Source organism: Micromonospora sp. MGP-C2, assembly GCF_057766525.1.
Genome location: NZ_JBYMEN010000002.1, coordinates 6104820 through 6120872, shown reverse-complemented (window position 1 = coordinate 6120872; position 16053 = coordinate 6104820). Strand labels below are relative to the sequence as shown.

The following is a 16053-nucleotide window of genomic DNA, read 5'->3' as shown; positions in this document are numbered from 1 at the left end:
CCGCGCGGCTGGCCACGCCCGAACCGCGATGCCGTGATCGCAGAAGCTTCACCAACACCACCCCGCATACATCGGATGTTTCCGGTTCTGAGAGCTCGGACATCTGATGTCTAACAGCTATCGATGGTTCAGGCAATAGGCCGAGATGGGCTGGCGATCCACCATTCAGGTCCCGATCTTCGTCGCAGGCAACCTCACCAGGTTATCCAGTACGACCCATTGACAAAAATATACATCCCACGTTAACTCCCATGGCATAGAGGAGGCCCTATGCCTGTCATCGGCCGTACCCAGACGATCCTGCGAGCCGCAGCAGCGGCTCTTGTCGTGGCCGCGGCCCTGACCGCCGCGTCCGCGAACTCCGCTCCGGCCGAAGCAGCCGCCGACCCCGGGCTGGCGCTCTGGTACGACGAGCCCGCCGCCAACTGGGAGAGCAACGCGCTTCCGCTGGGCAACGGTGCGCTCGGCGCCATGGTCTTCGGTGGCATCCAGACCGAACGCCTGCAACTCAACGAGAAGACACTGTGGACGGGCGGTCCCGGCACCAGCGGCTACAACCACGGCAACTGGACGTCACCACGGCCCGGAGCCCTGACCGGCGTGCAGGCTCAGATCGACCGGGACACACGGATGGCACCTGGCGCGGTCGCCACGGCACTCGGCCAGCCAGCGACCGGATTCGGCTCGTACCAGAACCTCGCCGACATGTACCTCGACATGACCGGCACCCCGGCCACCGTGAGCGACTATCGTCGCGAGCTGGATCTCGCCGAGGCCACCGCTCGCGTCGGGTACTCCTACGGCGGGGTGTCCTACCAGCGCGAATACTTCGCCAGCCACCCCCGCAACGTGATCGTCACCCGGCTGTCGGCCAGCCAGGCCGGGAAGGTCTCCTTCGTCCTGCGTACCGCCTCGGCCCAGCCCGGCAGCACCGTCACGGTGGCGAACGGCCGGATCACCGTGCGGGGCGCGCTGCCCGGCAACGGGCTGACCCACGAGACCCAGTACCGGGTGGTGACCACAGGTGGCACCCGGACCGACGGCACCGACCGGATCACCGTCACCGGCGCCGACTCGGCGTTCATCGTGCTGGCCGCCGCGACGTCGTACGCCGACACCTACCCCAGCTATCGCGGCGCCGACCCCCACGCCCAGGTCACCCAGGCGGTCGACGGCGCGGCGGCCTCGACGGTGGCGGCGTTGCGCGCGGCCCACCTCGCCGACTACAAGAGTCTCTTCGACCGCGTCCGGCTCAACGTGGGCGGGCAGATGCCGAACGTTCCCACCGACGAGCTGCGGTCGGCCTACACCGGCGCCGCTGGGCGAGCCCAGGACCGCGCGCTGGAGTCGTTGTACTTCTCCTTCGGCCGGTACCTGCTCATCTCGTCCTCCCGCGGCGGCTCCCTGCCAGCCAACCTGCAGGGCATCTGGAACAACTCCAACACCCCGCCCTGGCAGGCCGACTACCACACCAACATCAACGTGCAGATGAACTACTGGCCGGCGGAGACCACGAACCTGGCGGAGACCGCCACGCCGCTGTTCGACTTCATCGACGCCCTGCGCGCGCCAGGCCGGGTCACCGCGCAGAACATCTACGGTACGACCGGCTGGGTCACGCACCTCAGCACCAACCCGTACGGCTTCACCGGCGTCCAGGACTGGGCCACCGCCTTCTGGTTCCCGGAGGCGGCCGCGTGGTTGTGCCAGCACCTCTACGAGCACTACCGCTTCACCCGCGACACGACGTTCCTCCGCGACCAGGCGTACCCGGCGATGAAGGAGGCAGCGGAGTTCTGGCGGGCCAACCTGCACGTCGATCCGCGCGACGGCAGGTTGGTCGTCTCGCCCAGCTACTCACCCGAGCAGGGTGACTTCTCGGCCGGCGCGTCGATGAGCGAGCAGATCGTGTGGGACCTGCTCACCAACACCATCGAGGCGAGCGCCACGCTCGGCGTCGACGCCACCCTGCGCGGGCAGTGGCAGACCACGCTGAACAAGCTCGACCCCGGCCTGCGGGTCGGCTCCTGGGGTCAGTTGCAGGAGTGGAAGGCGGACTGGGACAGCCCGACCAACGACCACCGGCACGTCTCGCACCTGTACGCCCTGCACCCGGGTCGGCAGATATCCCCGTCGACCACCCCTGCTCTCGCCAACGCCGCCAAGGTGTCCCTCACGGCGCGCGGCGACGGCGGCACCGGCTGGAGCAAGGCCTGGAAAATCAACTTCTGGGCCCGGCTGCTCGACGGCGACCACGCCCACAAGATGCTCAGCGAGCAGCTCAAGAGCAGCACGCTCGCCAACCTGTTCGACACCCACCCGCCGTTCCAGATCGACGGCAACTTCGGGGCCACCGCCGGAATGGCGGAGATGCTGCTGCAGAGCCAGAACGGCATCGTCGACGTGCTGCCCGCCGTGCCGGCGGCCTGGCCCACCGGCTCGGTCAGCGGTCTGCGGGCCCGCGGCAACGTCACAGTGGACACCGAGTGGCGCAACCGGCTGGCCACTCGGATCACGCTGACCGCCGGCAGCGGCGGCTCACTCACCGTACGGAATCCGATGCTGGCCACCGCGTCGCTGGTGGACCTGACCACGAACCAGGCCGTGCCGGTGAACCGCACAGGTGACCGGGTGACGTTCACGGCCGAAGCCGGGCACCGCTACCAGGCGGTCTCCGACGCCGCGACCGGCACGATCGCCGGGGTGGCCAGCGGACGCTGTGTCGACGTGCCCGGCGCCGCCACCACCGACGGCACCGCCCTGATCCTCTGGGACTGCACCGGAGCCACCAACCAGATCTGGACCCGCCAGGCCGACAACACCATCCGCAACCGCGGCAAATGCCTCGCACCCGCCAGCACCACAGCCGGCGCCGCCGCCACCATCACCACCTGCAGCACCGCCACCAACCAACGCTGGACCTACGACACCACCACCAGAACCCTGCGCAACCAGGCCACCGGCACCTGCCTCGACGCCAACGGCGGTGCCACCGCCAACAACACCAGACTCATCCTCTGGCCCTGCACCACCGCCACCAACCAGCAGTGGCTGGTGTGACACCGGCCCTCACCGCCGGCCGGCCGTACCCGTAGGTCACCTCACCTCTGCGCCGCCCCTCCCTGACCCGTTCCCGGAGAGGACACCCCCATGACCCCCACCCTGCGCCGCCGCGCGCGCGCAAGCGGCGCCACACTGGCCGCCCTGGCCCTGCTCGCCACCTGCCTGGTCCAGCTCACCCCACCGGCGGCACCGGCCGCCGCGGCTCCGGGGGACGGCACGATCACGGGAGTGGCCAGCGGACGCTGTGTCGACGTGCCCGGCGCCGCCACCACCGACGGCACCGCCCTGATCCTCTGGGACTGCACCGGAGCCACCAACCAGATCTGGACCCGCCAGGCCGACAACACCATCCGCAACCGCGGCAAATGCCTCGCACCCGCCAGCACCACAGCCGGCGCCGCCGCCACCATCACCACCTGCAGCACCGCCACCAACCAACGCTGGACCTACGACACCACCACCAGAACACTGCGCAACCAGGCCACCGGCACCTGCCTCGACGCCAACGGCGGTGCCACCTCCAACAACACCAGACTCATCCTCTGGCCCTGCGCCACCGCCACCAACCAGCAGTGGCGCGTCGCGGCGGCTGACTACCAACCGCTGCTCGACGTCGGCTTCAGCGGCACGTTCACCTCCACCACCGGCTACACCCCCTCGACCGGGGAACTGGTCGACGGGCAGCTCACCCGGCTGGCCGGCAGTGAGGTGATCAGCGGTACGACCGTCACGCTCACCGGAGGGGGCACCGGCATCGGGTTCACCCCACGGATCCCGGTGACCAGCGCGAAGTACGTCAACAAGAGCCTGCTGGCCGAGGCGGTCGTACGCCGACAGAGCGGCGCCACGATCACTTTCGACACGCTGCTCAGCCTCGCCGGCGGCGGCTACTACCGCTACGCCAATGGCTCACAGACCACTACCGAGTTCGGCATGTACGGGCCGGACGCGCCGTACCACGACACCCGGCAGAGCGGGCCGAACCTGGCCGACACGCAGGACACCCACGTGGCGTTGGCCTACGAGTACGTGAGTGACACCGCGGCACGGCTCGTCGCGTACGTCAACGGCTGCCAGGTGGGCACCACAGTCACCACACCGGTGGCGGCGGCCAACGCGTCGCAGGGTCTGCTGGCCTTCGGCAACGACGCCGGCACTCGCAACCGCGGCTGGCACGGCACGCTGGACGCCATCGCCCTCGCGTCGATGACCGGCGCCGCCGGTCCGGCCGACTTCCAACTCGAAGCGCCGGTCTGTGGTGGCACCCCGCCGCCCCCCGGCTGCGCGGGCGACCCGGGCAGCAGCGGCCCGGTCACGCCGGCCACCGTCATCACCGTCGACCGGTGCGACACCCTCGACCGGATCCGGCAGAAGGCAGCCCAGGTCACACCGTCAGCCGCCCAACTGGCCTGGCAACAACGCGAGCTGACGGCGTTCCTGCACTACGGAATGAACACCTTCACCGACGTCGAATGGGGCAGTGGGAACGAGGACCCGGCCCAGTTCAACCCGACGGTGGTCAACCCAACACAGTGGATCGACGTGCTCAAGCGCAACGGTTTCAAGCAGGTCATCCTCACCGTCAAGCACCACGACGGGTTCCTGCTCTACCCGTCGCGATACAGCACCCACTCGGTGCGCAGCAGCCCCTGGTGGGGCCGGACCAGCCAGAACGACATCCTTCGCGCCACAGTCGACGCCGCCCGCTCGGCAGGTCTCGCCGTGGGCTTCTACCTCTCCCCCGCCGACGGCGCGGAGATCCCCGGCCGGCGCGGCGGCGACCGGTTCGGCAACGGCAGTGCCAAGCGGAATGTCACCATCCCGACGCTCGTCGCCGGGGACACCCGCGCCCCCACGCAGACGTACACGTACCAGGCCGACGACTACAACGCCTACTTCCTCAACCAGCTCTACGAGCTGCTCACCGAGTACGGACCGATGGCCGAGGTGTGGTTCGACGGCGCCAACCCGTACACCGCGTACCCGCAGCCGTACCAGGTCGGTGACTGGTACCGGCTGATTCGGGCCCTGCAACCAGGCGCCACGATCGCGATCAACGGCCCGGACGTGCGCTGGGTCGGCTCCGAGTCCGGGGCGTTCCGGGCCGACGAGTGGAGCGCACTGCCGTTCAAGGGCGCTGATCCCGGGGCGTTGAACCGTGACGACGACATGCTCAGTGGCGCCGCGTCGGGTGACCTGGGTTCCAGCGCGCTGATCGGGCGCAACCTGGGGACTGTCACGTACCTGTCCTGGTATCCGGCCGAGGCGGACGTGTCCATCCGACCCGGCTGGTTCTGGCACGCCGGCCAGAACGGCTCGGTCAAGCAGCCGGCCGCGCTGATGCAGCTCTACGAGAACGCGGTGGGTCGCAACGCCAACCTGCTGCTCAACGTCCCGCCGAATCGGGCCGGCGTGATCGACGCGCCGGACGTCACCGCCCTGGACGGGTTCGGCACCACCCAGCGCTCACGGTACGGCCGCGAGCTGTTCGCCACGGCGGGTGCGACCGGCACCCACGCCGCCCTCACCGACACGGCCCTGGGCACGTACTGGTCGCCCTCGGGTGGCGCCGACCACCGGCGCTGTCGAACTGACCGCCTGCCGGGCCCGCACGTTCGACCGGCTCCTGTTGCAGGAGTCGGTCGGCAACGGCCAGCGCATCGAGGCGTTCGCCGTGGACGCCTGGATCAACGGCGGCTGGCAACAGGTCGCCGCCGCCGGAACGGTCGGACACAAGCGGATCGTGCCGCTGACCGCCGCCGTGAACAGCGACCGGCTGCGGCTGCGGGTCACCGCCGCGCGCGGCGTCCCGCAGGTCGCGACTCTCACCGCGTACGCCACCGACAGCACCGCCAACCCGGCGTCCTGCTGATTTCCCAGCCTTTCGAGAGGAGCGAACAATGCGTCTTCGACGTATCAGCGTGACCGGCGCGGTGGGGGTACTCGCCGCCGCACTGTTGACAGTGCCGGCCACGCCGGCCTCGGCCGTACCGGGTGATCTTCAGGTGATCCCGGCGCTGAAGCAGTGGACGGCGGGCACCGGCAGTTACACCTTCGGCACCACGACCCGGATCGTGGTCGATCCCGCGTACACCGCCCAGCTCAACGACGACGCTGCCACCTTCGCCGCGGACCTGCGGGACCTGACCGGCCGCACCGTCCCGGTCACCACCGGCACGGCCGCCACCGGCGACATCCGGCTGACCCTGGGCGGCAGCCAACCCGCCGAGGGCTACACGATGACTGTCGGATCGAGCATCGCCATCCAGGGCTCGACCGACGCCGGCGCCTTCTACGGCACCCGGACGGTGCTGCAACTGCTCAAGCAGTCCAGCACGGTGCCGGCGGGCACGACCACCGACGCCCCGACCAAGTCCGAACGCGGCATGATGGTCGACGTTGGTCGCAAGTACTTCACCGTCGACTGGCTCCGTCGGCACGTCAAGGAGCTCGCCTACCTGAAGATGAACCGGTTGCACCTGCACCTGTCCGACACGTTCGGATTCCGGCTGGAGAGCACCACCCACCCGGAGGTGGTGTCGGAGCAGTTCTACACCAAACAGCAGATCCGCGACCTCATCGCCCTGGCGGCCCAGTACCACATCGAGGTCATCCCCGAGATCGACATGCCGGGCCACATGAACGCCATTCTGGCCGACCACCCGGACCTGCAACTCACCGACACCAACGGCAACCGCAACCCCTACTACCTCGACCTGTCCAAGCCGGGTGCCTACACCCTCGCCCGGGACCTCATCACCGAGTTCCTGCCGCTGTTTCCCGGCCGGTACTGGCACATCGGCGCGGACGAGTACATCGGCAACTACGCGGCCTACCCGCAGCTGCTGACCTACGCCCGCGCGACCTACGGGGCGAACGCCACAGCGAAGGACGCCTACTACGGCTTCATCAACTGGGCCAACGACATCGTCCGCGCCGGCGGCAAGACCACCCGCATGTGGAACGACGGCATCGGCACCGACGGCACCATCCGGCCGGCGTCCAACATCCACGTCGAGGTCTGGTACAACTACGGCATCACCCCGCAGGCCCTGCTGGACCGTGGGCACACCATCTCCAACCAGGCGTGGGATCCGACCTACTACGTTCCCGCCATCAGCAAGCCGAACGTGACGTGGGCCTACGAGACCTGGACCCCGGACCGGTTCCAGGGCAACACCACCGTCGGCGACACGTCCCGCAACCTCGGCACCGTGCTGCACATCTGGTGTGACTACCCGGACGCGGAGACCGAGGACCAGATCGCGGCGGGCATCCGGACCATCCTGCGTGTGATCGCCCAGCAGACCTGGGGGTCACCGAAGCCGGTCGCCACGTACACCGCCTTCGGGGCGATCATCGACCGCATCGGCCGGGCTCCCGGCGGCCCGGCGGTGGCGACCGGCAACCTGGCGACGAACCGCCCGGTGACCGCGTCGTCGACCGAGACGGCCAGCTTCCCGGCCTCGGCGGCGGTGGACGGCGACATCAGCACCCGCTGGTCCTCGGCCTACACCGACCCGAGCTGGATCCAGGTCGATCTCGGCAGCAGTCAGGAGTTGTCCCGCGTCGCACTGCGCTGGGAGGCCGCCTACGCCCGGGCGTACCAGATCCAGACTTCCACCAACGGCACCACCTGGAGCACCGCGGTGACCGTCACCGCCGGGGACGGCGGCACCGACGAGCACCTCGTCAACACCACCGCCCGGTACGTCCGTATGCAGGGCACCACGCGCGCCACCACCTTCGGCTACTCCCTCTGGGAGTTCGAGGTCTACGGCCCGAAGAAGGGCGTCATCACCGGCGCTGCCAGCGGCCGTTGCGTCGACATCCCCGGCAGCAACACCACCGACGGCACCGCGGTCAACCTCTGGGACTGCAACAGCGGCGCCAACCAGACGTGGACCCACCGCAACGACGGCACCCTCACCGCGCTGGGCAAGTGCCTGTGGCCGGCGAACGGAAGCCTCACCGACGGCACCACGATCGTGATCGGCACCTGCACCACCGCCACGACCCAACGGTGGACCTACGACACCGCCACGAGCACCTACCGCACCGGCGGCAAGTGTCTCGACGCCAACGGCGGCGCGACCGCCAACGGCACCCGCCTCATCCTCTGGCCCTGCACCAACGGCGCCAACCAGCGCTGGAGCACCCCCACCGCCTGAACCACCGATGGAGGCACGATGCAGCACGCCATCCCCTCGCCATCCTCATCGGCAGCACGGCCACGGCGGCTCGTCGTGCCCACCATCGTCCTGGCTCTGATCGCCGCTGCCGTCGCCACGGTCGGGGGCCATCAGGACCCGGCCGGGGCGGCGGTCCCGGCCGACCCGACCTACACCGATGCCGCCGGCCTGGTCTTCCCCGGCCCCCAACCGGGGGCGGCGACGGCGTCGCTGTCCGGCGGCAGCTTCACCCTGGCAAACGCGGCGCTGTCGACCACGTGGAGCGTGCTCGGCAGCACGGTGTCGCTGACCCGGTTCGACAACCGGGCAGCGAACACCACGGTGCCGATGAGCCTCCGTGGGCTCTTCACCCTCACCCTCGCCGACGGCAGCACCATCACGACGGCGAACACGACGGTCTCCGCCGGCCCGGTGGTCAGCGACCTGCCGGCGAACGCGGCGTCGGCACGGCTCGCGGAACGTTTCGCCGGCAAGGCGGTCACCACCACCTTCCGGTACGGCAGCGGCGCGCGGACCCTCGACGTGCAGTGGCAGGTACGGCTGCGCGGCGGCGCCAACTCCGTGCAGCACAGCTTCACCGTGCGCTCGGTGGCCGGCACGTTCGACGTGACGTCGCTGCGTCTGGTGGAGCTCAACCTGGCGAACGCACGGGTGCGTGGCAACGACGACGGCAGCCCGGTGGTGCACGGCACGGCCGGCGGCGAGACGGTGTTCGTCGGCATCGAGAACCCGATGGCGAAGGCGACAGTGACCGGGTCAGCCGTCGACATCGCGGTGCCCCGTGCCGGGGATCTCACCGCCGGTGCGTCGTGGGTGTACACCGCCTCCACAGGTGTGTCGCCCGCCGGTCAGCTACGCCGCTCGTTCCAGTACTACCTGCAACGCGAACGCGCTCACGACCGCCGCACGTTCCTGCACTACCAGAGCTGGCTGGACCTCAAGCCACCCGGCGAGGTCATCAACAGCGCCGAGCTGACCCGGGCCGTCAACCTGTTCGGCACCCAGCTGCGCAACCGCGGCGCCACCATCGACAGCTTCTGGGTCGACGACGGCTGGGACTATCTGCGTTCACCACGGGTCGACGAGACGAACCTGAACGTCTGGTCGTTCGACCCGACCCAGTTCCCCACCGGTTTCGCACCGCAGAAGGCCGCGGCCGCGCAGTACGGCGCATCGATGTCGGTGTGGATGTCGCCGTTCGGCGGGTACGGCACCAGCGCCGCCACCCGCCAGGCCATCAACGCGAGCAAGCCGGCCGACCAGCGGCTGGAAACCCACAGCGGCGGTCAGTTCAAACTCGGCGGCAGCCGCTACTACGACCGGTTCCGGTCGGTCGCCTTCGACATGATGGACAACCAGGGGGTACGCGGCTTCAAGCTCGACGGCATCGGCGGCGGGCTCTACCAGTCCGGCCCGAACGCGAGTTACATCGCCGACTACGAGGCACTGCTCGGGCTGACGGGGGATCTGCGGGCGCACCAGAAGGACGTGTTCGTCAACGCCACAGTCGGCACCTGGGGCTCGCCGTACTGGTTGTGGTACGCCGACTCCATCTGGCGCGACGGGCACGACGCGTCACTGACCGGTGCGGGCAGCGCGCAACAGCGCTACGTCAACTACCGCGACTCGGAGACGTTCCGCAACGTCGCCACCCAGAACCCGCTGTTCCCGATCCCGAGCCTGATGAACCACGGGGTCATCTTCTCCGACCGCACACCGCAGTTCACCGCCGACTACGACCTGACCAAGGCCAGCGTCCAGGCGGAGGTGTCGCAGGACATCCGCGCCTACTTCGCGCTCGGTCTGAGCCTGCAGGAGCTGTACGTGCGCAACACGCTCGTCGATGCCAGCAGGCCGGGCGCGGCCTGGTTCTGGGACACCGTGGCGGCCAACGCCAAGTGGGCTCGCGCCAACCAGGGACTGCTCAGTGACGTGCACTGGGTCGGCGGTGACCCGGCGGCAGGCGCCGTCTACGGCACGGCCGCCTGGAACTCCTCGGCCGGGGCGTCCAGAGGCATGCTGATGCTGCGTAACCCGTCGGCGTCCGCGCAGACCTTCACGGTCAACCCGCAGACGGTCTTCGAGCTGCCCGGCGGGACCCACCAGCGGTACAAGTTCACCGAACGCGACGGACGCCGATCCGGCTTCGTGTCCGGTCCCGCCAGACCGGTGACCATCACGCTGGCGCCGTTCGAGGTGGCCGTCTTCCAGGCCACGCCGACGGACGAGGCGATCGGCGGCGGAGACAGCCCGCAGCTGTCGCGCGCTCGCTGGACCGCGACGGCGGACAGCGTCGAGACGGTCGGCGAGAACGGTGCCGCCGCCAATGCCATCGACGGCAACCCCGCCACCATCTGGCACACCCGCTACGTCGGCGGTGTCGCCGCCATGCCGCACCAGATCACCATCGACCTCGGCGGCACCTTCCGCATCGACAAACTCGACTACCTGTCCCGCCAGGACGGCGGCACCAACGGCACCATCGCCGACTACCAGATCCAGACCAGCACCGACGGCACCACCTGGACCCAGATCGCCGCCGGCACCTTCGGCTCCGGCAGCACAGTGAAGTCGGCGCTCTTCGCGCCCACCACGGCCCGGCACGTACGCCTGCGCACCACCCGCGCCGCCAACGGCGCCGGGTACGCCTCCGCCGCCGAGATCAACCTGTACGGCTCGACGGCCTGACCGGTCTCTCTGCCGTTCCGGGGCGACGCTGGTGTCACCCCGGAACGGCAGGATCGACGGCAACCCGCCCTATCGGGCGAGAACATGGGCGAGGACCGCCACGCCGCCCGTCACGACCAGCGCGCTGCCGGCGGCCAGCAGTGCGGCACCCTCCGGCTGACCCAGGTGGGTGGGCAGTCGGACGGTCCGATACCGACGCCGCGCCAGGACGGCAACCACGACGGCGAGCGGAGCGCAGGCCAGCACAAGTCCCGCCGCGAACGGATGACGCGGCACCAGTTCCCGTCCCACGGCCACCAGCACGGTGGCCGTCGCCAACGCCGTACGAAGCCACGCCAGCAGGGTGCGTTCGGCCTGTGCTCCCCGGTCGGCGAGCCGTGGTGGTTCCGTCACATCAGCACCACGACATCAGATCGGCACCGACATCAGATCAGCACCACGACGAGGATGGTCAGGCCGGCCACGACCACCCCCGCCGCCGCCACGACCGCGACGGGAGTGGACGGCAACGGCAGTTGGAGCCGCAGCGCCCGTTCGTTGCGGCTCCAACGAGGGAACGCCTCGACTGCCACCCCGACGGCGAGCACCGCCAGCACGGCCGCCGCCCACTGCGAGCCTTCCGCGCCGAAGGCCTTGACCGCCGCGGCGGCCACCATGAGGCCCAGCGCGGTCCGCAGCCACGCGAGGAAGGTGCGCTCGTTGGCGAGGGTGAACCGGGGGTCCGGCTCCGTGCCGACCCCGTAGACGCGGCGTGGCCAGCGACGGTCGGGGCGGCCCGGGCCGGCCGGCGCGGGAGGTGCCTCGTCCGTCACCCGCTGACCGGTGCCGGCGGCTGCCACGGGAGGTCGCCACACTCCCGCTGGACGCGGGCGAGTTCCTCGACGAGCGCCGCCCTGATCCGCGCGTACGCCGGGTCGTCGTAGACGCTGCGCATCTCCCACGGGTCGGCGCGCAGGTCGAACAGCTCCCACTCCGGCTCCTGCGCCGTGGCGGAGGTGCCGGGCAGACCCAGCCCGTCGGCGTAGTAGTAGACCAGTTTGTGGTCGTGGGTGCGTACGCCGTAGTGCGCCCACACGTGGTGCTCGTCGTCGTCGTGTTCCCAGTAGCGGTAGTACACCGACTGCCGCCAGTCGTCGACGTCCTCACCGCGCAGCAGCGGTCGCAGTGAGCGTCCCTGCATGCGGGAGTCGGCCGGCACGTCGGCGTAGTCGAGGAACGTCTGGGCGAAGTCGACGTTCATGGCGAGCGCGTTGGTGGTGGAGCCGGCCGGGATCTCCGCCGGGTAGCGGATCAGGAACGGCATCCGCAGCGACTCCTCGTACATGAACCGCTTGTCGTACCAGCCGTGGTCACCGAGGAAGAAGCCCTGGTCGGACGTGTAGACGACAATGGTGTCGTCGGTCAGCCCGTGCTCGTCGAGATAGTCGAGCAGGCGGCCGACGTTGTCGTCGACGCTGGCGACGCAGCGCAGATAGTCCTTGATGTAGCGCTGGTAGGTCCAGAGGGCGGCCTCGTCGGGGTCCAGGTGTGGTGGCAGCATCTCCTTGATGTCGTTGGCCGTCAGGTCCCGGTCCACCCGCATCCGGGCAGCCCGGGCGGCGGCGGCGTGCCCCGAGTGGTCGTCGTCGAACGAGCCCGGCACGGCCACGTCGTCGACGTACATGTCGCGGTGCTTGTCGTCGGGCTCCCAGTTGCGGTGTGGCGCCTTGTGGTGCACCAGCAGGCAGAAGGGTCGTTGCGGGTCGCGCTGGTCGAGCCAGTCGACGGCCAGGTCGGTGATGATGTTCGTGCAGTAGCCGGGACGGACCTGCTCGGTGCCGTCCATACCGATGAAGACGGGATCGCGGTACCGCCCCTGGCCGGGCACGACCTCCCAGTAGTCGAACCCCCGGGGGTCGTGCTCCGGGCCGTGCCCGAGGTGCCACTTACCGACCAGGGCGGTCTGGTAACCGGCGCGGCGCAGCAGCTCCGGGAAGACGAGCTGCCTGTTGTCGAACTCGGTCGACAACGTCTGCACGCCGTTGACGTGGTTGTAGGTGCCGGTGAGGATGGTGGCCCGGCTGGGCGCGCACAGCGAGTTGGTGCAGAAGCAGTTCTCCAGGAGAGCACCGCCGGCCGCGATACGGTCGATGTGCGGCGTCTCGTTGATCTTGCTTCCGTAGGCGCCCACCGCGTGCGCGGCGTGGTCGTCGGCCATGATGAAGACGATGTTGGGCCGCACGTGCTGATCCTTTCTCACGCGACCCGCCTCAGGACGCGTACGCGGCGGCGTCGTAGTAGGTGCTCGGGTCAACAGCGTTCGGCAGCTTCCCCAGGTCCTTGAAGAGGCCGTTGAGGCCGGTGAGCCAACCCGCGACGGTGCCGTCGGTGGACTTGGCGGCAAGCTCGGCGGACGGCAGGAACCGGGCGTTGGCGGCCTCGGCGCGCAGTTGGTCGATCGGGGCCGACTTGAGGAACTTCGCGGTGACCTCGACAGCGCGGTCCAGGTTGGCGGCCCGCTCGTCGTTGGCGGCACGCAGCACCGCGAGCACCTTCTTCACCAGGTCCGGCTTGCCGGTCACCACGTCGTTGCGGCCCACATAGGCGGACGGGAAGCTGATGGCCGGGTAGAAGTCGTCGTTCTTGGCCAGCTCGGTCAGCTTCGGCACCCGCTTGCTGATGGTGCCGATGAGCGGGTACCAGATGCCGGCCGCGTCGATCTGGCCCGACCCGAACGCGGTGACGACAGTGCTCGGGTCCATCGCGACCTTCTGGACGTCGTCGATGGAGAGGCCGGCGCTCCGCAGGGCCAGCCGCACGATCATGTCGCCGGAGGTGCCTTCCGGCACGCCGACCTTCTTGCCCTTGAGCGCGGCCATGGAGGTGATGCCCGGCTGGGCGATGACCCGGTCGGCGAAACCGAGCGAGTTGATGGCGATGACCCGGGCCTTGCCGGAGGCCGGCAGCCACATCGCGCCCGGGCCCAGGTAGCCGAAGTCGAGGTCGCCGGCGCCGAGCGCCTGCACCTGCAGGGGGCCGTTGGTGAAGACCTTGAGGTCCGGCTTGAGACCGTGTTCGGCCCACAGTTTCCTGTCGTCGGCGATCGCCATGAGGCTCGCGCCGGTGAAGTCGGCGATGTAGCCCAGCTTCACCGGCTCGCTGCCGGAGCCGCCGGATCCGGACTGGTCGTCGTCGCCGCAGGCGGCGAGGGCTGCGGCGGTGCCGAGGCCGGCGATGCCGGTGAGCAGGGATCGACGGGAGAGAGGGCTCATTGCGATGCACCTTCCTGAGGGGTCTGGTGGTAGACGGCGCGCCAGACCCGATTGCGGATCCGGGAGAATTCCGGTGACAGGCGAACGGCTTCGGTGCGTGGGTACGGCAGGTCGACGTCGATGACCTCGTGCACCCGGCCGGGCCGGGCAGCCATGACGACGACCCGGTTGGCGAGGTAGACGGCCTCGTCGACGTCGTGGGTGATGAACATGACGGTGCGTCGCTCGGAGCCCCAGGTGGCCAGCAGCTGATCCTGCATCTGCACCCGGGTGAGGGCGTCCAGGGCGCCGAAGGGTTCGTCCATGAGCAGGACGCCGGGGTCGACGGCGTACGCGCGGGCGATGGCGCACCGCTGCCGCATACCGCCGGACAGCATCCGGGGCAGCGCGTCGGCGAAGTCGGTGAGGCCCACCAGGTCGATGAAGTGCTGCGCCCGTCGCCGCCGCTCGGCCCGCCCGACCTTGGCGATCTGGAGACCGAACTCGACGTTCTGGCGCACGGTCAGCCAGGGGAACAGCGCGTACTGCTGGAAGATGACGCCGCGTTCCGGGCCGGGCCCACGCACCGGTCGCGAGTCGACGAGCACCTCGCCGCCGGTGGGTTCGACCAGGCCGGCTGCGATGTTCAGCAGTGTCGACTTGCCGCAGCCGGACGGGCCGACCACTGTGACGAACTCGCAGTCGGCGATGTCCAGGTCGACGTTCTGCAGCGCGTGGAACGGTTTGCCGCCCACCTCGAACGTGCGGCTGGTGGAGCGGAAGGAGATTTTCTCGGTCATCGACGTTCCTGCCATCCGGTGAGGTGCTTTTCCGCGGTGAGCAGGAGCCGGTCCATGATCAGGCCGAGCACACCGATGGTGATCAGGCCGACGAAGATGCTCGGCAGGTCGTAGTAGATCTGCGCCTGCTGCATGCGGTAGCCGAGGCCCTCCTGCGCGGCGATCAGCTCGGCGGCCACCAGGGTCGCCCACGCCGCGCCGAGGCCGACGCGCATGCCGACCAGGATGAACGGGGTGGACGCGGGGACGATGACCCGGCGGAACACCACGGCGTCGTTCGCGCCGAGCACCCGGGCTGCGTTGATCATGGTGCGTTCGACGCTCACCACACCCTGGAACGTCGACACGACGCAGGACAGGAACGCGGCCAGGAAGATGACGAAGATCTTCGGCGTCTCCCCGATGCCCATGAGCAGGATGGCCAACGGGATGACGGCCAGGGGCGGGATCGTGCGGAAGAACTGCACGTAGGGCTCGATCAGGCCACGTGCCGTCCGGTACCACCCCATCAGGAAGCCGACCGGAATCGCGAGGGCGGTGCCGAGCGCGAATCCGATGAGCACCCGGCGCAGGCTGGCGAGGCTGTCGTCGAGCAGGGTGCCGTCCATGGCGAGTTCACCGGCGCGGACGGCGACCGCCTGCGGCCCGGGAAGGCCCGACACCCCGACCCGCGCGAGCACGGTCCAGATGCCGATGCCGAGCACGACGGCGATCACGTTCCACGCCAGCAGTGGTACGGCACGGCGTGGCGGCGACGCCGTGCGGGTGGTCTCCGACCCGCGGGTCCGGGGCGGTTGAACGTCTATCGGCACGGTGGCCCTCCGTAGCCCAGGTCGGATTGGAGCGCGCCTTCCGGGTGGGCGGCGCTCAAGGTAAGGGAATCTTTGGTGACCGGACTAATCATGTCAACCCTTCGGACTAAAATTGCCGAGCTGGCGGCACTGCCTCGATTCATAAGACATCCGATGTCTGGTGACCAGCAACCCTAGGGTGACGGCGCTGCCGTGACAACGCCCGCCCACCCCACCGAGGGCGCCGGATATTGTTCGACGCATTGACTAAATTGACGACTCTCGTCAG

The 16053-nt window shown here is 69.4% G+C and carries 10 protein-coding genes; 4 read left to right on the top strand and 6 right to left on the bottom strand.

Going from position 1 to position 16053, the window contains the following annotated elements; translation table 11 throughout:
• Window positions 1–270 precede the first annotated feature (270 nt).
• The 4 genes from AC3CF1_RS28150 to AC3CF1_RS28135 all read left to right on the top strand — a co-directional run bounded on the left by AC3CF1_RS28150 (window position 271) and on the right by AC3CF1_RS28135 (window position 10943).
• Window positions 271–3060, top strand: a complete 2790-nt coding sequence (locus tag AC3CF1_RS28150; RefSeq protein ID WP_488451629.1) for a glycosyl hydrolase family 95 catalytic domain-containing protein — start codon at window positions 271–273, stop codon at window positions 3058–3060.
• A gap of 90 nt (window positions 3061–3150) precedes the next feature.
• A complete protein-coding gene (locus AC3CF1_RS28145; RefSeq protein WP_488451628.1) occupies window positions 3151–5988 on the top strand; it encodes an alpha-L-fucosidase in 2838 nt (945 codons plus the stop codon).
• The gene (locus AC3CF1_RS28140) at window positions 5964–8234 is read left to right on the top strand and encodes a family 20 glycosylhydrolase (RefSeq protein ID WP_488451627.1); all 2271 of its coding nucleotides are present in this window, start codon (window positions 5964–5966) and stop codon (window positions 8232–8234) included. Before AC3CF1_RS28145 ends, AC3CF1_RS28140 begins: the two co-directional genes overlap by 25 nt.
• Window positions 8235–8309: 75 nt before the next feature.
• A complete protein-coding gene (locus tag AC3CF1_RS28135) occupies window positions 8310–10943 on the top strand; it encodes a discoidin domain-containing protein (RefSeq protein ID WP_488451626.1) in 2634 nt (877 codons plus the stop codon).
• Window positions 10944–11012: 69 nt separating this feature from the next.
• On the opposite strand, the gene AC3CF1_RS28130 is transcribed toward AC3CF1_RS28135, so the two are convergent.
• Genes AC3CF1_RS28130 through AC3CF1_RS28105 form a run of 6 tightly spaced genes read right to left on the bottom strand, consistent with a single transcriptional unit; the run spans window position 11013 to window position 15785 of the window.
• Window positions 11013–11336, bottom strand: coding sequence for a DUF202 domain-containing protein (locus AC3CF1_RS28130; protein WP_141908450.1), 324 nt, complete (start codon window positions 11334–11336; stop codon window positions 11013–11015).
• Between the two features lie 32 nt (window positions 11337–11368).
• Window positions 11369–11755, bottom strand: a complete 387-nt coding sequence (locus AC3CF1_RS28125) for a YidH family protein (RefSeq protein ID WP_210794296.1) — start codon at window positions 11753–11755, stop codon at window positions 11369–11371.
• Complete coding sequence (locus tag AC3CF1_RS28120) at window positions 11752–13164, bottom strand: sulfatase family protein (RefSeq protein WP_488451625.1); 1413 nt, start codon at window positions 13162–13164, stop codon at window positions 11752–11754. The genes AC3CF1_RS28125 and AC3CF1_RS28120 overlap by 4 nt, the downstream gene beginning before the upstream one ends.
• 28 nt (window positions 13165–13192) lie before the next feature.
• On the bottom strand, window positions 13193–14194 hold the full coding sequence (locus AC3CF1_RS28115) for an aliphatic sulfonate ABC transporter substrate-binding protein (protein ID WP_088946951.1): 1002 nt from the start codon (window positions 14192–14194) through the stop codon (window positions 13193–13195).
• Window positions 14191–14973 (bottom strand): ABC transporter ATP-binding protein, encoded by a 783-nt coding sequence (locus AC3CF1_RS28110; RefSeq protein ID WP_088946950.1) that lies wholly within the window; start codon window positions 14971–14973, stop codon window positions 14191–14193. Before AC3CF1_RS28110 ends, AC3CF1_RS28115 begins: the two co-directional genes overlap by 4 nt.
• Window positions 14970–15785: an ABC transporter permease gene (locus tag AC3CF1_RS28105; RefSeq protein WP_488451624.1), complete on the bottom strand. Its 816-nt coding sequence runs from the start codon at window positions 15783–15785 to the stop codon at window positions 14970–14972. Before AC3CF1_RS28105 ends, AC3CF1_RS28110 begins: the two co-directional genes overlap by 4 nt.
• Between the last annotated feature and the right edge of the window lie 268 nt (window positions 15786–16053).